The following is a 17,814-nucleotide window of genomic DNA, read 5'->3' as shown; positions in this document are numbered from 1 at the left end:
TGCGGCTTACGCCAGCGCCTGTTCAAAATGTCACGGCCCACAGCGCAGCCGCCAATGCCGGCGGCATGACCAGCAAGCCCAGCCGCAGGAAGCGCCAGGCGCTGACATTCTCCCCCTCACGGCGGATGGCTACCAGCCACAGCAGGGTCGCCAGTGAGCCGGTGATCGACAGATTGGGACCCAGGTCGACGCCGATCAGCAGCGCCGCCGTGGTTTGCCCAGGCAACTGCACAATGTGCCCCATCGAGCCTGCGATCAGCCCGCTGGGCAGGTTGTTCATCAGGTTACTGGCAATCGCCACACCGACCCCGGCAGCCCAACTGGCTTGCGCTGGCGACTGTTCGGCGAGTGCCGCCAGGGCATGCGCCAGATGATCGATGACGCCGGTCTGGGCCAAGGCTTCGACCAGCACGAACAAACCGGCCACCAAAGGCAGTACCCCCCACGCGACATGGCGCAGCACCGGCATCGGGCTGCGGCGCTGGCTCAGGTGAATCAAGGCGGTGGTGGTCAGGCCAGCGCAAAAGGTTGGCAGGCCCAGCGCAGTGTCCAGCGCCGAGGCGGTCAGCAGCAGCGCCCCGGTCAGGACAATGCCCAGCGCGCACAGCTTGGCCCCCGGAGTCAGCGGCTGCGAGTCGACGGTCAGCGCCAGTGGCTTCATGATCTGTTTACGCTGGGTCAGGCGCAGCACTATGTAGGTCAGGCTGATCGCTGCCAGCGAAGGCAGGCTGAACTGCCTCAGCCACTCCAGCAACGGCGGCATCTGGCTGCCGAAGACCACCAGGTTGGCCGGGTTGGAAATCGGCAGGACGAAGCTCGCGGCGTTGGCGATGAATGCGCAGATGAACAGATAGGGCAGGGGCTCGGCTTTGGCCGCCTTGCACGCCGCATACACCGCCGGGGTCAACACCACGGCGGTGGCATCGTTGGAGAGGAATACGGTGACTAGGGTGCCGACCAGAAAGACCAGGTCGAACAAGCGCTGCCCGGAGCCGCGGGCGTGGCTTACGGCATAGCGCGCCAGCCAATCGAACAAGCCTTCCTGGCGCGCCAGTTCGGCCAGTACCATCATGCCGATCAGAAACAGGTATACATCGCCGCCTTCGGCCATCGCAGCCAAGGCTTTTTGTGGCGCAATCAGGCCGAGCATGGTGAGCAGCAGCGCGCCACCCATGGCCCAGACGTATTCGGGGATGCGCCAGGGACGCAGGATGACGCCACAAGTGGCGAGGGCCGCCACCAACCAGATGATCAGAGCAGTATCTACAACAGGCATGGTGGATTCAGCTTCCTGCCACAGTAGGGACGACCGTCGGCGCTTCGGCCGAGCGGGAGGAGGTTTCCGGCAGCGCGACCAGTACCAGCACGAACGCCGCAGCGGCGATGCCAGCCAGGGTCAGGAAGGCTGCGTCATAACCGGCCGACTGTACCACCAAACCAGCGATTCCCGGGCTTAGTGCAGCGCCGAGGCTGAACACCGCGGTCAATGCGCCGAGGCTGACATTGAAGCGCCCGGTACCCTCGGTCAGGTCCTTGACCACGATCGGGAACAGCGCGCCGAAGATCCCCGCGCCGATGCCGTCGAGCAGCTGCACGCCGACCAGCCAGAAGGGATTGTCCGAGAGGACGTATAGCGCGCCTCGTAGAGGCAGGATCAAGAATCCCACCAGTAGAAACGGCTTGCGCCCCCACTGCTCGGCCTTGGCGCCAACCAGTAGTGCCATCGGCACCATCACCAGTTGCGCCGCGACAATGCAGGCTGAGGTCAGCGGTGTGGCCAGGCGCAGGTCCACCTGGGCCAGCTTCTGGCTTACCAGCGGCAGCATTGCTGCGTTGGCCAGGTGGAAAAGCGCGCAGCACACGGCGAACAGCAGCAGTGTGTGGTTGTGCAGCAGCAGGCTCAGTCCGGCTGGCTGGGTGTCGCCGGTTGGCGTGTGGGACAGGCCACGGGCCAACTGGTGGTCGATGGCTGCTGGCGGAACTCGTTTGACGGCAATGATGCTGGCGATTGTCAACGCGGCCATCAGGTAGAACACCACCACCGGCCCATATACATAGGCCAGGCCGCCGGCGAGCAACGCCGAGAACGCATTGCCGGCATGGTTGAAGGTCTCGTTACGGCCCACGCGACGGGTAAATGCCTTTGGGCCGGTGGTGCCGAGAGTGATGGCGGCGATCGCCGGGGCGAATACCGAGCCTGCTATGGCGCTGATGGTCTGGGTCAACGCCACCAGCCCGAACGATGAGATCAGCGGCAGCAACAGGCAGCTACCGGTAACCAGCAGCGCGGCAATCGCCACCACTGCACGTTTGGCTGGCGTGCGGTCGATCAATGCCCCGGCCGGTGTCTGCGCCAGCAGCGCGGTAACCCCGGCGATAGTCATGACCAGGCCGATGCTCGCCGGTTGCCATTGGTGCACGGCGAGCAGGTAGATCGCCAGATACGGCCCCAGGCCATCGCGAACATCAGCCAGAAAGAAGTTCAGCCAGTCGAGTGCACGATCATGAGAGCCGGTTTGCCGGAGGTTGTCCAAGGTTTGAGTCTCGCAGGGGGGGCGTGGGGATGAAGCGTTATCGACACCCGTCAGGTCACACCTCACTTGAGCAGAATGACTGGTGTAATGAGCAATAGGTTCCAGACTCAGAGCGCCTGTAGGAGCGGTCGCGAAAGGGCTGCGCAGCGGCCCCAGATCTCAGCTTCGCCGCCGAAATCTCCGGGCCCGCTCTGCGGGCCTTTCGCGACACAAGGCCGCTCCTACAAGGGTTCTGCGTGATGGCGCGAGGCTCGGCCGACACCAGCACCTCTGCAACGCCTGTTTCAGCGATAAACAGTGCGTATGCCACTCAACCGTCACAAAGCTGTAACAAGAGTGCTGCAATGTGTGCGGGCCATCACACGGAGCGCCTTTTCCATGATACGCCTGATGAAGTCTGCTGCACTTGCCGTTGCGGTATCTCTTAGCGCCACTTCGGCAACCTTCGCCGCAGAAAACGTGCGCCTGACCGGTTCCGGCGCCAGTTTCCCAGCACCGATCTACCTGACCTGGTTCAAGGATTTCAGCAAGAACACTGCTGGCGTCACCGTTGACTACCAATCCAAGGGGAGCGGGGCAGGGGTTCAGGACTTCCTGAACAAGACCGTCGACTTCGCCGCCAGTGACTCGGCGATGAAAGACGAAGACATCGCCAAGGTCGGCGAAGGCGTACAAATGCTGCCAATGACCGCCGGCGAAATCGTTCTGGCCTACAACCTGCCAGGCAATCCCAAGGGGCTGAAACTGTCGCGTGAAGTGTATTCGAACATCTTCCTCGGCAAGGTCACCCAGTGGAACGACCCACAGATCGTTGCCGCCAACCCCGATCTGAAGCTGCCTGCCACGCCGATCACCGTAGTTGTTCGTGCTGACTCCAGCGGTACCACCGCGGTGTTCACCAAACACCTGTCGGCAATCAACCCTGCGTTCAAAGAAGCACTGGGTGAAGGCAATACCGTCAACTGGCCAGCCACTGACAAGTTCATCAAGTCGCCGAAAAACGACGGTGTAACCGCTACTGTTCGCCAGACCCCAGGCGCCATTGGCTACATCGAATACGGCTTCGCCAAGCTGGCCAAGGTCGACTTCGCCCAGCTGGAAAACAAAGCCGGCAAATACGTCGTGCCTAACGCCGAGAGCGGTGCCGAAGCGTTGGCTGCGGTGAAAATGCCGGAAAGCCTGGTCGCTTGGCTTCCTGATCCGGACGGTGCCAAGTCGTACCCGATCACTTCCTACACCTGGATGCTGTTCCGCAAGGACAACGGCAACCCGGCCAAGGCCAAGGCGATGCGTGAAATGGTCGAGTACAGCCTGACCAAGGGCCAGCAGATCGCCGACTCGATGGGCTACATCCCGCTGCCGCCGTCGGTTGTAGAGCAAGTACGCAAAGCCTCTGCAAACATCCAGTAACACTGCCAGGTCGCTGCGGACTGAGCCTTCAGCCCGCAGCGTTTGCTCCCTGTCCCGGAACTCGCCAATGAACACACCTTTTGCCATACCGGATAACCCCGACTCGGCGTGCCGGCCACCGTCCACCAAGGATTTTCTGGTTGACCGCGCCTTCCGCGCGCTCGCCCGCATCGGCGTGGTGCTGATCCTGGCGCTGGTGGTTGCGCTGGTTTTCGAAGTCGGCCGCAAGGCATTGCCCGGTATGGAGAAGCACGGTTTCGACGTGCTGTTCGGCACCGTCTGGGATGTCAACCAAGGCAAGTACGGCATTCTTCCCGCTATTTGGGGCACGCTCTACAGCGCCCTGATCGCCTTGCTGATCGCAGGCTTTTTCGGCGTCAGCATGGCCATTTTCCTGACCCAGGACTTCCTCCCTGCAAAGCTTGCAGCGGTGTTTCGTACCATCGTCGAGCTGCTCGCCGCGATCCCCAGCGTCGTTTACGGCCTGTGGGGCATCTACGTGGTGATCCCGGCGATCCGTCCGTTGACCGCGTGGCTGAACAGCGAATTGGGCTGGATCCCCTTTTTCGGCTCGTCCCTGAGCGGCCCAGGCTTGCTGCCTGCGGCGCTGGTACTGGCCATCATGATTCTGCCAACCATTGCCGCTGTGTCCCAGGACGCCCTGACCAGCGTGCCGATGAAAACCAAGCAGGCCGCCTACGGCATGGGTACCACCCACTGGGAGGCTATCCTCAAGGTGATGGTGCCAGCCGCTGCAACCGGCATCTTTGGCTCGCTGGTGCTTGGTCTTGGCCGCGCCCTGGGTGAAACCATGGCTTTGGCGATGTTGGTGGGCAACGCCAACACCATCACCCTGTCGCTGTTCGCCCCGGCCAACACCCTGGCCGCCTTGCTCGCGCTGAACTTCCCGGAAGCCGGGCCGAACGAGGTCGAGGTGCTGATGTACGCCGCACTGGTGCTGATGTTCATCACCCTGCTGGTGAACGTGCTCGGCTCGATGATCATGCTTTACGCGCAACGGGGTAACAAATAATGACTGACCTCTCGTCGCCAACAGCTGCAGTGCCAAGCCTGCAGCGCCGGTTCGAAGGGCGCGCCCTGCGTAGCTTGAGCCTGACCACGCTGGTCTGGTGCACGGCGTTTCTGGCCAGCGTGCCGCTGATTTCCGTGCTGTACATGCTGATCATGCGCGGCGGTGCTCGTCTGAGCCTGGAAGTCTTCACCGAACTGCCACCGACCGGTTTCGAAATGGGTGGCGGTTTCGGTAACGCCATGGCTGGTACCTTCGTCATGGTCGGCATCGCTGCCGCCATCGCCGTTCCGGTTGGCATTCTGGCCGCCGTGTTTCTTGCCGAACTGGGCCCTGAGAGCAAGCTGGCAAACGCCTCGCGCTTCGCCGCACGGATGCTCACCGGCCTGCCTTCGATCCTGGCCGGGGTGTTTGCCTATGCGTTGGTGGTCATGACTACTGGTACCTATTCGGCACCGGCCGGTGGCGTGGCGCTGGCGGTGTTGATGCTGCCGATCGTGGTGCTGACCGCTGAAGAAGCCATGAAGATGGTGCCCAAGATCATGAAAGACGCCGCCTACGGCATGGGCTGCACCCGCGCCCAGGTGATCTGGAAGATCGTGCTGCCCACCGGCCTGCCGGCGATCCTCACCGGCGTTATGCTGGCGGTTGCCCGCGCTGCCGGCGAGACCGCACCGCTGCTGTTCACGGCGCTGTTCAGCAACTACTGGATCTACCATGACGGCAGCCTGGCCGTGATGAACCCGACGGCATCGCTTGCCGTACTTATCTACAACTTCTCCGGCATGCCCTTCGACAATCAGCTCGAACTGGCATGGGCCGCCTCGTTGGTATTGGTGATGATCGTGCTGGTAGTCAATGTCGTCAGCCGTATCTTCGGCAAGCCCAAGTACTGAACTCAGGAGCAACTGAATTGAACGTATCCACTGCGCGAAAAGCCGCTCCGTTTGTCAGCCAGGCACCCGTGGTAATGGACTGCAAACTGGACAAGATTTTCTACGGCAACTTCCTCGCTGTGCGCGACAGCCATGTGCCGATCGAGAAGAACAAGATCACCGGTTTCATCGGCCCGTCTGGCTGCGGCAAGAGTACTGTGCTGCGTAGCCTCAACCGCATGAATGATCTCGTCAAAGGCTTCCGCTTCGAAGGCCATGTGCACTTCCTCGGCCAGGATGTGTATGGCAAGGGCGTCGACCCGGTCGTCGTGCGTCGGTATATCGGCATGGTGTTCCAGCAGCCCAACCCGTTCTCGATGAGCATCTTCGACAATGTGGCGTTTGGTCTGCGCCTGAACCGTTACAAGGGTGACCTCGGCGATCGCGTCAAGCACGCGCTGCAGGGCGCTGCACTGTGGGACGAGGTCAAGGACAAGCTAAAGGCCAGCGGCCTGTCGCTGTCCGGTGGCCAGCAACAACGGCTGTGCATTGCCCGTGCCATTGCCACCGAGCCTGAAGTGCTGCTGCTGGATGAACCATGCTCGGCGCTGGACCCGATTGCTACCCGCCGGGTGGAAGAGTTGATGGTCGAGCTGAAGAAGGACTACACCATCGCCCTGGTGACCCACAACATGCAGCAGGCGATCCGTGTTGCTGATACCACGGCGTTCTTCTCGGTGGACATTTCCCAAGGCACACGCACTGGTTATCTGGTCGAGATGGGGCCGACCACGCAGATCTTCGAAAGCCCGCGTGAGCAGCTGACCAATGACTACATCAGCGGCAAGTTCAGTTGATTCGAGCCAGTCTCAGCGCTGTCGCCTTTGTTAAATTGTTTCTCGGGATTGCCAATGTCTGCAACACGTCGTCTTGATCTACGCGCTATAGAGCGCGCACTGCGGGAGGTGCAGAGCCGCTTCGGCGAGCTCAGCCAGCACTTCACCGAGCAGCGCGATCCGTTCACCGACGAGGTGCTGCAGAATGTGCTGGAAGGCTATGCCCTGGTAGACGATTATGTTGCCCGCGGCATCGACCTGTTCGACCTGCAGCAGCTGAACCTGATGCTCGAGATCAACGCCACCGTGCTCTGTGGCCGCGACCCGGCACGGCGGGTGGAGTTCGCTCAGCACCTGGCTGCAACTGAAGAACACTTCTTCAACAACGTCGAAGGCGGCATCAAGGATTTGTACAACTGGTACTGCTCGTACCACAGCGATTCGGTGTGGAAGCGCGCAGCCGGTGTGTATGTGTGCATCCTCAGCAAGCCGCAGCTGTTTATCGAAGGTAACAACCGCACGGGCTCGCTCCTGGTCAGTTACCTGTTGATGCGCGAAGGGCTGCCGCCGTTTGTGCTGACGCTGGACAACGCCGAGGGTTATTTCAACCCGTCCTCGGTCATCCGCAACTCCGCCAAACACGGTGTCAAAGCCTTGTACGAATTGCCCAAGATCAAAAAGAAGTACGCCGCCTTCCTCGAGGCGAAAGCACCGGCCGCTACGGTGTTCTTCCTCAATACGCCGCCTGCGCGCCGTTATCAGGGGACTCACCGATGAGCCGCTCGCCAGTGCTGCAAAAGTGCCAGGCCGGCATTGCTCGTGGCTGGCAAGCGGCAACGCGCCTGCTGGGCCGCCCACAGGTTCGTATTTCGTTTGATATCGACGACACCTTGGCCTGCCACCACCACAATTGCCCGGCCGAGAGCAGCAAGCTGCCAGGGTTCATGCATGACTGGCTGGGTGAACCGCTGCGCGCTGGTACTCGTGAGCTGATTCGCGACCTGCGCCGGCAGAATTGCAGCGTTTGGATCTACACCTCGTCCGGCCGCACCCCGGCCTACATCAAACGCTGGCTGCTGCTCTATGGCATCCGCGTCGACGGCGTGGTCAACAATGACCGGCATTTGCACATGATGGCCGAGCATGGGCTGTCACGGCCGCCGTCCAAGCATCCGGGCCTGTTCGACATCGATCTGCATGTGGATGATTCTGACGGGGTTCGGGCTGAGGGTATCGATCACGGTTTCCGCGTCGTGGTCGTCTCTCCGCAGGATGACAACTGGACGCAGAAGGTCCTGGATGCCACTGCCAAGGTGCATGCGCAGCTGGCTTGGCATCAACCGCAGCGCTACGGCCAGCTGACTCGCCAAAGTGTGGCGCCGCAGTGGTCCGCAAATCAGTCGCTTGGCCAGTAGGTTGTCGAAGCTGGCCGTGTATCTGCGCGGAGCCGGCGCGGTAGCAGCCATCGAAAGAGCATCCTGTTCCGTATGCGGAGGATAAAGCGCAGCGACGGTTGCCTGCGAATGATCTGGCCCATTTCGCACAGGACGATCAGCACGACGCCAAACCACACGGGATCGAAGCCGAGGCTGACAACGATGGGCACGATCAGAGGGGCGGTGGTGATCAGCATCGCCAGCGTGTCCATGAATGCAAGTCAAGGCGAACAGGTCGAGCATCACGCGGGGTTTGAGGCCAAGGTGGGCATAGACGATCAATGATTCCTGGGCCGAAACCCTTACTGACCCGCGATCCTGCCCGATGAGCCGCTCTGGATCCCAATACGCCCGCTGATGCTTGCGCGTGCTGCGAAGAGAAATGACTTGGTATCGGACGCTATTGTTAAATAGAATCAATACCATTCATTGAAGTGCAGAGCCTCACCCCATGGTTGACGCCGTTACGCCACCCGATCAGCGCCTGAGCGTCCTGTACCGCGAGCACCGCAGCTGGCTGGAGAACTGGTTGCGCCACCGCGTCGGCAATAGCTGGGATGCGGCTGATCTGAGTCAGGATACCTTCCTGCGGGTACTCTCTAGCGCGCAAAAGCTCGAGGAGTTACGCGAGCCACGGGCCTATCTGCTGACCGTGGGCAAGCGTCTGCTGAGCAACTTCTACAGCCGGCGTAGCCTGGAGGCGGCCTACCTCGAAGCGCTGGCGCAACTGCCTGAGGAGTGCGTGCCGTCTCCAGAGCAGCGCTGGCTGCTGCTGGAAACGCTACAGGCGCTTGACGAACTGCTGGATGGCCTGCCACGGCTGGTGCGCCGGGCATTTCTCTGGAGCCAATTGCACGGCCTGGGCTATCGCGAGATCGCCGAGCGGCTCGACGTGTCGGAGCGCACGGTCAAACGCTATATGGCGCAAGCTTACGAACACTGCTTGCTGGTGCAGCTTTGATGCGCACGGCGCCCACCAGCGAGATGCAAGAGGTTGCCCGCGCAGCGGCGCGCTGGTTGGCGTTGCTGGAGTCAGGCACGGCCACCGAAGCAGATCACATCCGCCTCCAGCACTGGCGCAAAAGCAGCGCCAACCATGAACACATCTGGCAGAAAGCGCAGCAACTGCGCCAGCGATTTGAAGCGCTGCCGCCGGCCTTGGCCATGGCTTCACTGGATCGTCCCGACCTTGCGCGCCGTGCCGCAATCAAGCGCGCATTGGGTATTGCCGCAGTCTTGCCAACCACCTGGTTGATCGCCCGGCAGGTGCCCGTACAGGTGTGGCTGGCCGATGTGCACACCGCCATCGGCGAACAGAAAACCCTGCAACTGGCCGACGGCAGCCTGTTGCAGCTGAACACCGACAGCGCGGTCAATGTCGACCTGAGTAAGCGTGAGCTGACCTTGGTGCGCGGTGAGATGGCACTCAGGGTGAATGACAGCGCTGGGCTGACCATTCACTTGCCGTACGGTCGGGTTGTGGTTGGCCGCAGCGATGTGTGCGTGCGCCTCAATGACCGCGACTGCCAGATCAAAGTCGCCAGCGGTGCAGCCCAATTACACCCGTTGCAGGGGCCAGCGCTGTTCTTGCGTGAAGGTGAGGAGGTCAGGTTGCGGCCTGGCGGGGCGGGTGAGGTCGGCCGCTTCGATGCTTCGCTGCCCGGATGGCGCGAGGGTGTGCTGATTGCCCAGAACCAGCCGCTGGGCGATTTCCTGCGCGAGCTGCGGCGCTTCCGCCCGGGGTTGTTGCGTTGGGCGCCTGAACTGGAAAACCTGCGGGTGATCGGCAGCTTTCGCCTGGACGATACCGACCGTGTGCTGTCTCTGCTGGCGGCGAGCCTGCCGCTCGAGGTGCAGTCACGCACCCGCTATTGGGTCACCTTGATACCCCTCAACGCTCATGTGTAACAAAACTCAGGCGTAACCCATGTCCCTTTTTTCCGCCTCACCGGTCATTCCAGGTAAGTGAACTGAAAACGAGAGCTTGCCCCCTATGTCCATCGTGATGCCTGGCCGTTCAGGCCGTGAGTCTTTATTGCGCGTAAGCCTGGTGCTGAGCCTGAGTGCTACACCACTTTTCGTCCCGGTCAGTTGGGCCGATGACGTTGGCCGGCGCAGTTACGCAGTGTCAGCTGGTAGCCTGGGTGTCGCGCTGACCCGTTTTGCCACGCAATCAGGGGTGAGCCTGTCGGTGAGCCCTGAGTTGGTCAATGGGCGCTCCAGTGCCGGGCTTTCGGGCAGCTACAGCGTCGAGGAAGGCTTCGCCCAATTGCTGCAAGGCAGCGGATTGCGGCTGCAGTCAACAGGCGCTGATGCGTACACCGTGGTGCCAGTAACGCAAGATGCCAGTACCCTGGAAATTGCGCCGACCACGATCAGCAGCGGGCACATGGCCGATGACGGCGTGCCCTACGCCGGTGGCCAGGTCGCTCGCCGCAACTCGCAGGGCCTGCTTGGCTCGCGTGACTTCATGGACACGCCGTTCAGCATGACCACCTACACCAGCCAGACGGTGAAGAACCTGCAGGCGCGCACCCTCAACGATCTGGTCGCCAGTGACCCCTCGGTGCGCGCGACCAACCCTGCAGGTGGCCGCTTCGAGCAGTTCACCATCCGTGGCCTGAGCCTGTTCAACAGCGATGTTTCCTACAACGGCTTGTACGGTGTATTGCCAACGTATTCCATCGACATGGAAATGGCCGACCGCGTCGATATCCTCAAAGGCCCCAGCCAACTGATCAATGGCATTTCGCCGCGCGGCAGCGTCGGCGGAGGCATCAACGTCGTGCCCAAGCGGGCAGGGGACAAACCGCTCACCGAGTTTACCGGCAGCTACGCCTCGGACAGCCAGGTGGGCGGCGCCGTGGATATCGCCCGCCGCTTCGGTGAGGGTGATCAGTTCGGCATGCGCTTCAACGCGGTCAAGCAGTCCGGTGACACCACCTGGGATCACCAGAGCGTCAACCGTGAAATGGCGGTGCTGGGCCTGGATTTTCGCGGTGAAAGGCTGCGCCTGTCCACCGACCTCGGCCACACCCAGCGCGACACCGACGCCCCGCAGGAGCGAGTGCTGATCGGTGCCGACGCCAAGGTGCCAGACGCCAAGGATGTACACCGCAACTACGCCCAGGCCTGGACCAAGGCGCGTACCGAGGACACCTTCGGCACAGTGAACGGCGAATATGACCTAAGCGATTCGCTGATGGCCTATGCCGCGTTCGGCGCGCGCGAGAGCAACCACGACTTTTTGCGCCACAACGTGCCGGTCAGCAATGACGCCGGCGATTTCAGTGTGCTGCCGCGCGATTTTACCCGCGACGAATCGGTGCGCACGGCAATGGCCGGACTGCGTAACTGGTTCACTACCGGCCCGGTCAGCCATGAGCTGAACCTGTCAGCCAGCTACTTCTACATGGACTTCACCAACGGCGGCGCACGCTATGCCGCAAGCCCCAGCAACCTGTATAACCCGGTCGCCATCCCGACACCCGGCACCCCGACCCGCCCTGATGCCGAGGTGTACACCGAAAACCGGTTCACCGGTGTGGCGTTGGCCGATACCCTCGGCTTCTTTGACGACCGTGTATTGCTGACCCTGGGCGCGCGCTGGCAGCGGGTCGAAGTCGACGACTGGCGCAATGGCGCGAAAGGCCTCACCGGCTATGACGAGGAAAAGTTTTCGCCGTCGGGTGGTGTGGTGTTCAAGCTCAGCGAGCAGTTGTCGCTTTACGCCAGCTACATGGAAGGCCTGAGCCAGGGCAAGATTGCACCCTCGACCTCGCGCAATTCTGACGACATTTTCGCGCCCTTCATCAGCCGCCAGATCGAGGTAGGCGCCAAGTACGACCTCGGTACGTTCGGACTGACCGCCAGCGCCTTTCGCATCAAGCAACCTGCCTACGAAACCAACGCTGCCACGCGCGTGTTTGGCCCCAACGGCAAGCGTGAAAACAAGGGCATCGAGCTGAGTGTGTTCGGCGAGCCGCTCGAGGGCGTCCGCCTGCTCGGTGGCGTGATGTTCATCGACAGCGAGTTGACCGGCACGGTCGGCGGCATTGCCGACGGCAACCGCGCCCCGGCCACGCCTGAGTACAACGTCAGCCTGGGCGCTGAATGGGACGTACCTGCGCTGCAAGGATTGACCCTGACCACGCGCGGCATTCACTCCAGCTCACAGTTCCTCGATCAGGCCAACAGCAAGAAAATCGACGGCTGGGAGCGCTTCGACCTCGGTGGGCGCTACGCCTTCAAGGTTTCGGACAAGGATGTGACGGTACGAGCCAGCGTCGAGAATGTGCTGGATGATCGCTATTGGGTTTCGGCCGGGGCGTCGGATGACAGTGAGCCGGGTTTGAGCTTGTCGACGCCGCGGACGTATCTGGTTTCGGCGACTGTTGGGTTTTGATCGATAGGCTTGAAGGGCTGGCCCGGCACGGGAGTGTGGCGCCGGGCGGGTGTCCGTGACCGAGTCGTGGTCAGGTTGGTTTTCGTGCAGAACCTAGCCCGCAGGTACGAGAATCACGAAGTTCTTCTTCATGTCTTCCAGCACGGTCCATTTGCCCTTGGCGCCACGTTCGATAATGAACGTGTCGCCAGCGGCCAATGTGACCGGGGCGCAGCCCTCAAGCTCAATGACGCAGCGGCCGCTCAGGACGTGGCAGAACTCCCAGACTTTGTAGTCGATGCGCCACGCGCCGATGCTGGCTTGCCATTCTCCGCAAATGCGACCTTGCTGTTCATCGTGGTAGTACTTGGACGTCAGCGTGTGCGGGGTGCCTTCCAGGACTTCTTCGAAAAAGGGCAGGTCGAGGACCGGTTGGATATCCAGTTCGCGGAATACGGTGAGATTCTTGTTCATTGATTGTTCTCGGGCACGTTGTGGATAGGGCGATACATCAAATGGGCTTCACCGGTCACGCGCAGCATCGGGTGCGCAACGATCTGGCAGGTTTTAACGATTTGAAAACCGTGACGTTCGTAAAAGCGGCGGGCACCGTGGTTTTCTGCATAGTCGATCAGGCATAGCCCATCCAGCCCAGCGTCGTCAGCGCGCTGCTGCGCGTGGCGGAGAAACTCGACGCCCAGCCCCTGGCTGCGCCATGCCTCATCCAGCGCCAGGCTGGAGATGTACAAGGTGTCGGGTATTTCCATGTCGGCATAAGGCGCGAGGACCGGGTCGGTCTCGGCAGGCGCGTCGTGGCTCGCGCGCAACGCATAGCTATGCATCATGCCGATGACGCGCCCGTTGGACGTGGCCATCAGGCAGTTCTTGTAGGAAAAGTCTCCTTGCTCCCTGGCATAGCGGGCCGCTCCGACACTCAGCAACGCTTCCCCTGGTGCGCCAAGCTTGCTCCAGATGTAATCGGCCATGCCCTCCGAAGTCAGTTGAAAGAAGCGCGCGATATCGTGCGCGTCCGAGGCGTGAGCGGGTCTGAAGTCGATAGACATGTGGGGTGCTTCCATGGGCTCGGGTGGCTAGTTTTGAAGGATTGCGCCTTTAGCAGCGGGCAGGGTAGGCGAGTTGGACGCTACCCATCATGCTCTGGGCGAACACCGTCAGCACGACATGCGACGTTGCGCTCATGCTCATGGTTGTCTGAGGAGTCGCTGTGCCTGGCTATTCTTGATAGGTCGCGCTGCCTTGCATTAGGCAGGTAAGGCCGCGCGCCGCAGCAAGTTGCTTGCTCAGCGCGCGGCGGTGCAGATCACCAGGTGAAGTTCACCGAGGTCAGCAGGGTGCGCTCGTCACCGTAGCTGCAGGAGGTGAAGCTGCACTGTACGTAACGCTTGTCGGTCAGGTTGTTGGCGTTGACGGTCACGGCCCAGTTGTCGTCGATTCGGTAGCGTGCCATGGCGTCGAACAGGGTATAGGCCGGGGTGGCCGAATCGACGCCCGAGGCCTGTGTTGTACCCATGTAACGGGCGCCGGCGCCCACAGTCAGTTGCGCAAGGCCCCAGTTGACGAAGTCATAGCTGGTCCACAGGGCTGCCTGGTGGTAGGGGGTCTCGTCGGTACGTTGACCCACTTCGGCGGCGATAGCGCTCTTGGTGGTGCGTGCATCGGTATAGGCGTAGGTAGCGATCATGCTGAGTGCCGAGGTGATATCCGCCTTGGCTTCCAGCTCCAGGCCGCGTGAGCGCACTTCACCGGTCTGGCGGTACGCTTCGGTGGCTGGATCCTGCTTGAGTACATTGGTCTGGGTCAGCTCATAGACTGCTGCGCTTAGCAGCAGATTGCTGTCCTTGGGCTGATAGCGCACACCCACTTCGTACTGTTTGCCTTCGGTGGGATCAAATCTCTGGCCAGTGACTTGCGCAACGGAAACCGGGAAGAACGACTCGCTATAGCTAATGTAGGGCGCCAGGCCATTGTCCGCCAGGTAAACCAGGCCGGCGCGCCAAGTGGTGGCCTCGTCGCTCTGGCTGGCTTTGGCGCCATTGCGGTGCGCCTTCTGCTGCTGGTCGGCCCAATCGTGGCGGCCACCCAACTGCAGCACCCACTTGTCGTCGAACTTGATCTGATCCTGGAAATAGACACCTTTTTGCAGCGTATCGAGCTGCGAGCCACGGTCTGTGGCGGGGTTTCTGTTGACCACTACGGGTTGACCATAGTTGTAGCGGCTCAAGTCCAGGCTGGGGGCTGACCCTCGGAAGTTATGCGAGTCGTAAGAGATATCGTAGCCGTCGAAACCGACCAGAGCAGTGTGCTCGACGCTGCCGACCTGCCACTTGGATACGATGTTGGTATCGGTGGCCAAGGTCCGCGCACGCTCATGGCGATCGCTGTATTGCCGTGCAAGGATGCCGGTATTGGCGGCATTGCGGATAGCAGTCGCGGACGTCTGCGCTTGCAGGTATCTCCACTTCACATCGGACTCGGAATAACGCAGCTTGTGATTTGCCGTGAAGTGCTCGTTGAAGTTGTGGCTGAACTCGTACCCCAGGGCCGACATCTCGCCGTTCATGTCGTCGTAGTCCGGCTCGCCGATAAAGTCGTGGCGACCGATAGTGAAAGCACCTTTGCCCACACCTTCGACCAACTGATAGGCCAGAGGCGCGGGGAAACGCGTGTCGGTCTTCTGGTAGAAGGACAGCAGAGTAAGTGATGTGTCTTCGTCAGGGCGCCAGGTCAGCGCCGGGGCGATGTAGAACCTGTCGTCGTTCAGATGATCCTGCTGGGTGTCGCTGTTGCGGCTAAGCAGGGTAAGGCGATAGCTGAGGGTGTCGCTACCGGCCAGTGGGCCGCTGAAATCGGCGGAGAGCTGCTTGCGGTCATTGGAGCCCGCCTGCAGATTCAGCTCATGCAGCGGCGCCTCGGTTGGGCGCTTGCTGACGCCGTTTACCATGCCACCGGGCGAGAGCTGGCCGTAGAGCACCGAGGCAGCGCCGCGAATGACCTCGACGCGCTCCAGGCCGTACGGTTCCTGAATGTCGTCGTAGGAGTTGGTCTGCAGACGCAGGCCGTCGCGCAGCGAGCCGCCGGTGGCGGATTCGACCGAGAAGCCGCGGATGCGGAAACGGTCTGCTGTGCGGTTGAAAGCGGTCGAGCTGGCGGTGAACCCAGGTGTATAGCTCAGCGCCTGGGCCATCGTTTCTGCCTGGCGGTCACGGATCTCGTCGCTCGTGACCACCGACAGCGACTGCGGCGTTTCGATGATCGGCGTGTCGGTCTTGGTCGCGCTCATGTTGCGTTTGGCGACGTAACCGAGCACATGCTCGGTGGGCCGTTCGAGGCTTTGCCCGGTAACATTGGTGGCGTCAATCTCCACGGGCGCGGGTCCCGGATTGGCCTCAGCGGCCTGCAGGCTGCCTGAGCAGAGGCTGGCCATGGCCAGTGCCAGTGCCGTAACGCTGAAGGCTGGGTGTCGGGCGGAACGTTCGGGGCTTGGGTGCGTAACTTGGCGCATGGCGAAGGAACATCCTTTGGTCTTCTCATTATGTTCGCGCGAAGCGGAGGACGATCTGTGGCCCTTCACGGCAGTGCGCGGTGGCAGTCAGCAGCAGCGCGCGAACTTTACATCTAAACAAGAAGTATTTGCACTAGCGCGATGATAATAGTTATTAATAAGTCATTGCTGCAAGCTGTGGCCTTTATATGCTCCGAAGCTTGGATGCTGCCTGAAAGGAGATTGCCGGCCACGGCGTCGTGATCATTGATTACCTGATTGGGCCATGGCTGGACACATCAACGGGGTGCGCTGCATCGCTGGCGCCCTTGCTGCGCTATCAAGCAGCCACCACCTGTCCGTTGCTGATGTTGCTCACTTGCCATAACTGAGTGAGCGTCGACGGTAAACTTCCTCCAGATCGGCCTCGCACATCATTCCCAGCGATCAGGTGATCCTGGCAATTGGAACGTAACTCCCTTGCCACCAGCGGGATGTGCCGATAGTCCGAATAACCGGGATACGTCACGAACAGATTGGAGCCCATGCGGACTGTTTAGCGCACACCTGGGTGCAACTCTTGGATCGCCCGGTCGGTGAAGCGCAGTTCCAACTCAGTGTGCCGTTGAATCTGCACGGTCTTGTAGGGCGTGTGTACGCCACTTTTCAGATTGTCTGCGTGGGTAAACGTGCCGTCCTCGAAACGTGACGCGACAACGCGGTTTCCGCGTGCGACCGCAGGATCAAAGCGTGATTGCGCCATGAACAGATAATTGTCGCCCGAGTCGGCATAGATGTGCCCGGCCTCACGTTGAATATGTTCGATCACCGGATAAGCCGACCGATTGAGCCGGCATGACCAACCCATCGCAATCCTTCCCTTTCATGAGAGGAGGAGTTGCAAGCGCAGCCCAAAGCATTTGAAGAATGGATGAGCTTCGCTATCAGTATCACAAAGATATGTAAAACTATTGGGTAAAGTTATACAAAAGTCCGTAAGTGTATAGATTTTCGCCGATTGTCAGATTCAGTTCTCAATTCCAGCGATTTCGGTTGTCTACAGGGATAGGTTCGCTATTTTAAGTACCTAGTAGGAAAGACAAGCGAAATTCTAAGGAGGCTATATGAGAACTCGAGGACAAACGTACTGGGACTGGGCCGACCCTAGCCTTCACCACCGTACTCATGACGAAATTCTGGACGACGGCACCCAGATCGACGTGCAGGTCAGATTATCCCGCACAGGTACCACGCAGATGTTCATTGGTGTCTACGCGCCATCTGGGGTCACGCTGATTGAAGAAGCGTACGATTCCCGGCCTGGAGAGTCCATGACCAGGGCGCTAGCTTGGGGCGTGGGGCGCGCTCGCCGATTTGCTTGTGAGCCATCCTCCATCAAATCTAAGCCAGCCTTGGCGAGTGGAAGATAGCGGCACAACAAGGAAGAGGCCAATATCTTCAGTTAACGAATTGGAAATTCCAGTTGGAGCAAGCATGTCGTATCTTTACTCCTGAGTTCAAGCGCGAAGCAGCCTGCCTGGTGCTCGAACAAGGCTACAGCCATGCTGAAGCAGCCCGTTCACTCGGCTTGGTCGAGTCGGCCCTGCGCCGGTGGATCAATCAGCTTCAGCAGAGCGCGGCGGCATCACGCCGGCCATCAAAGCGTTGACGCCAGAGCAGCAAAAAAATCCAAGAGTTAGAAGCTCGCATCACGCGTCTTGAACGCGAGAAGTCGATACTAAAAAAAGCTACCGCGCTCTTGATGGCGGAAGATCTTGAGCGTAGGCGCTGATCCGTCAGCTCCGCG

15 protein-coding genes and 3 pseudogenes are annotated in these 17,814 nt (G+C 60.8%); 11 read left to right on the top strand and 7 right to left on the bottom strand.

Annotated features, from left to right (window positions below):
- Window positions 1-22 precede the first annotated feature (22 nt).
- Window positions 23-1,276 carry an arsenic transporter gene (locus HU736_RS05745; RefSeq protein WP_103437568.1) on the bottom strand — a complete coding sequence of 418 codons (1,254 nt, stop codon included), beginning with the start codon at window positions 1,274-1,276 and terminating at the stop codon, window positions 23-25.
- A gap of 7 nt (window positions 1,277-1,283) precedes the next feature.
- Window positions 1,284-2,534 carry an MFS transporter gene (locus HU736_RS05740; protein ID WP_186700963.1) on the bottom strand — a complete coding sequence of 417 codons (1,251 nt, stop codon included), beginning with the start codon at window positions 2,532-2,534 and terminating at the stop codon, window positions 1,284-1,286.
- A 378-nt stretch (window positions 2,535-2,912) separates the two neighbouring features.
- On the opposite strand from HU736_RS05740, the gene pstS reads away from it, so the two are divergent.
- The 6 genes from pstS to HU736_RS05710 all read left to right on the top strand — a co-directional run bounded on the left by pstS (window position 2,913) and on the right by HU736_RS05710 (window position 8,100).
- Window positions 2,913-3,944 carry a phosphate ABC transporter substrate-binding protein PstS gene (pstS, locus tag HU736_RS05735; RefSeq protein WP_103437566.1) on the top strand — a complete coding sequence of 344 codons (1,032 nt, stop codon included), beginning with the start codon at window positions 2,913-2,915 and terminating at the stop codon, window positions 3,942-3,944.
- A 67-nt stretch (window positions 3,945-4,011) separates the two neighbouring features.
- Complete coding sequence (gene pstC, locus HU736_RS05730) at window positions 4,012-4,977, top strand: phosphate ABC transporter permease subunit PstC (RefSeq protein ID WP_101319855.1); 966 nt, start codon at window positions 4,012-4,014, stop codon at window positions 4,975-4,977.
- Window positions 4,977-5,870 carry a phosphate ABC transporter permease PstA gene (gene pstA, locus HU736_RS05725; RefSeq protein ID WP_103437565.1) on the top strand — a complete coding sequence of 298 codons (894 nt, stop codon included), beginning with the start codon at window positions 4,977-4,979 and terminating at the stop codon, window positions 5,868-5,870. The genes pstC and pstA overlap by 1 nt, the downstream gene beginning before the upstream one ends.
- Before the next feature lie 74 nt (window positions 5,871-5,944).
- A complete protein-coding gene (gene pstB / locus HU736_RS05720; protein ID WP_217862385.1) occupies window positions 5,945-6,706 on the top strand; it encodes a phosphate ABC transporter ATP-binding protein PstB in 762 nt (253 codons plus the stop codon).
- Between the two features lie 54 nt (window positions 6,707-6,760).
- Window positions 6,761-7,462 (top strand): hypothetical protein, encoded by a 702-nt coding sequence (locus HU736_RS05715; protein WP_186700964.1) that lies wholly within the window; start codon window positions 6,761-6,763, stop codon window positions 7,460-7,462.
- Window positions 7,459-8,100, top strand: coding sequence for a hypothetical protein (locus tag HU736_RS05710; RefSeq protein WP_186700965.1), 642 nt, complete (start codon window positions 7,459-7,461; stop codon window positions 8,098-8,100). The genes HU736_RS05715 and HU736_RS05710 overlap by 4 nt, the downstream gene beginning before the upstream one ends.
- Window positions 8,101-8,210: 110 nt before the next feature.
- On the opposite strand, the pseudogene HU736_RS22150 reads toward HU736_RS05710, so the two are convergent.
- A pseudogene (locus HU736_RS22150) lies at window positions 8,211-8,336 on the bottom strand (TRAP transporter large permease subunit); the annotation flags it as partial.
- A 236-nt stretch (window positions 8,337-8,572) separates the two neighbouring features.
- Between HU736_RS22150 and HU736_RS05700 the strand changes: the two are divergent.
- From HU736_RS05700 to HU736_RS05690, 3 genes are all read left to right on the top strand, one after another.
- A complete protein-coding gene (locus HU736_RS05700) occupies window positions 8,573-9,082 on the top strand; it encodes a sigma-70 family RNA polymerase sigma factor (protein ID WP_181107512.1) in 510 nt (169 codons plus the stop codon).
- Window positions 9,082-10,029 carry a FecR domain-containing protein gene (locus HU736_RS05695; RefSeq protein WP_186700966.1) on the top strand — a complete coding sequence of 316 codons (948 nt, stop codon included), beginning with the start codon at window positions 9,082-9,084 and terminating at the stop codon, window positions 10,027-10,029. Before HU736_RS05700 ends, HU736_RS05695 begins: the two co-directional genes overlap by 1 nt.
- An 85-nt stretch (window positions 10,030-10,114) precedes the next feature.
- Window positions 10,115-12,526: a TonB-dependent receptor gene (locus tag HU736_RS05690; protein WP_186700967.1), complete on the top strand. Its 2,412-nt coding sequence runs from the start codon at window positions 10,115-10,117 to the stop codon at window positions 12,524-12,526.
- A gap of 93 nt (window positions 12,527-12,619) precedes the next feature.
- On the opposite strand, the gene HU736_RS05685 is transcribed toward HU736_RS05690, so the two are convergent.
- From HU736_RS05685 to HU736_RS05670, 4 genes and pseudogenes are all read right to left on the bottom strand, one after another.
- On the bottom strand, window positions 12,620-12,979 hold the full coding sequence (locus tag HU736_RS05685) for a cupin domain-containing protein (protein ID WP_186700968.1): 360 nt from the start codon (window positions 12,977-12,979) through the stop codon (window positions 12,620-12,622).
- Window positions 12,976-13,569: a GNAT family N-acetyltransferase gene (locus HU736_RS05680; protein WP_186700969.1), complete on the bottom strand. Its 594-nt coding sequence runs from the start codon at window positions 13,567-13,569 to the stop codon at window positions 12,976-12,978. Before HU736_RS05680 ends, HU736_RS05685 begins: the two co-directional genes overlap by 4 nt.
- A 257-nt stretch (window positions 13,570-13,826) precedes the next feature.
- Entirely contained in the window at window positions 13,827-15,950 is a 2,124-nt protein-coding gene (locus tag HU736_RS05675) for a TonB-dependent siderophore receptor (RefSeq protein ID WP_186701011.1), read from the bottom strand.
- Between the two features lie 438 nt (window positions 15,951-16,388).
- Window positions 16,389-16,824, bottom strand: a pseudogene (locus HU736_RS05670) (methyl-accepting chemotaxis protein); the annotation flags it as partial.
- Window positions 16,825-17,131: 307 nt separating this feature from the next.
- Between HU736_RS05670 and HU736_RS21785 the strand changes: the two are divergent.
- Window positions 17,132-17,437 (top strand): hypothetical protein, encoded by a 306-nt coding sequence (locus HU736_RS21785; RefSeq protein ID WP_225912978.1) that lies wholly within the window; start codon window positions 17,132-17,134, stop codon window positions 17,435-17,437.
- Between the two features lie 53 nt (window positions 17,438-17,490).
- A pseudogene (locus HU736_RS05665) lies at window positions 17,491-17,780 on the top strand (transposase); the annotation flags it as partial.
- Between the last annotated feature and the right edge of the window lie 34 nt (window positions 17,781-17,814).

This window comes from Pseudomonas shirazensis (assembly GCF_014268785.2).
In the GTDB taxonomy this organism is placed as follows: Bacteria; Pseudomonadota; Gammaproteobacteria; order Pseudomonadales; family Pseudomonadaceae; genus Aquipseudomonas; species Aquipseudomonas shirazensis.
The sequence above is the reverse complement of the archived record's forward strand: the minus strand, read 5'-3'. Positions and strand labels throughout refer to the sequence as shown.

What these genes read in the sequence shown, in the direction of transcription:
- HU736_RS05690 (WP_186700967.1), top strand. Translation starts at nt 10,115, where the DNA reads ATGTCCATCGTGATGCCTGGCCGTTCAGGCCGTGAGTCTTTATTGCGC.
- pstC (WP_101319855.1), top strand. Translation starts at nt 4,012, where the DNA reads ATGAACACACCTTTTGCCATACCGGATAACCCCGACTCGGCGTGCCGG.
- HU736_RS05695 (WP_186700966.1), top strand. Translation starts at nt 9,082, where the DNA reads ATGCGCACGGCGCCCACCAGCGAGATGCAAGAGGTTGCCCGCGCAGCG.
- pstS (WP_103437566.1), top strand. Translation starts at nt 2,913, where the DNA reads ATGATACGCCTGATGAAGTCTGCTGCACTTGCCGTTGCGGTATCTCTT.
- HU736_RS05675 (WP_186701011.1), bottom strand. Translation starts at nt 15,950, where the DNA reads ATGGCCAGCCTCTGCTCAGGCAGCCTGCAGGCCGCTGAGGCCAATCCG.
- pstB (WP_217862385.1), top strand. Translation starts at nt 5,945, where the DNA reads ATGGACTGCAAACTGGACAAGATTTTCTACGGCAACTTCCTCGCTGTG.
- HU736_RS05680 (WP_186700969.1), bottom strand. Translation starts at nt 13,569, where the DNA reads ATGTCTATCGACTTCAGACCCGCTCACGCCTCGGACGCGCACGATATC.
- HU736_RS05745 (WP_103437568.1), bottom strand. Translation starts at nt 1,276, where the DNA reads ATGCCTGTTGTAGATACTGCTCTGATCATCTGGTTGGTGGCGGCCCTC.
- HU736_RS05700 (WP_181107512.1), top strand. Translation starts at nt 8,573, where the DNA reads ATGGTTGACGCCGTTACGCCACCCGATCAGCGCCTGAGCGTCCTGTAC.
- pstA (WP_103437565.1), top strand. Translation starts at nt 4,977, where the DNA reads ATGACTGACCTCTCGTCGCCAACAGCTGCAGTGCCAAGCCTGCAGCGC.
- HU736_RS21785 (WP_225912978.1), top strand. Translation starts at nt 17,132, where the DNA reads ATGAGAACTCGAGGACAAACGTACTGGGACTGGGCCGACCCTAGCCTT.
- HU736_RS05715 (WP_186700964.1), top strand. Translation starts at nt 6,761, where the DNA reads ATGTCTGCAACACGTCGTCTTGATCTACGCGCTATAGAGCGCGCACTG.
- HU736_RS05685 (WP_186700968.1), bottom strand. Translation starts at nt 12,979, where the DNA reads ATGAACAAGAATCTCACCGTATTCCGCGAACTGGATATCCAACCGGTC.
- HU736_RS05710 (WP_186700965.1), top strand. Translation starts at nt 7,459, where the DNA reads ATGAGCCGCTCGCCAGTGCTGCAAAAGTGCCAGGCCGGCATTGCTCGT.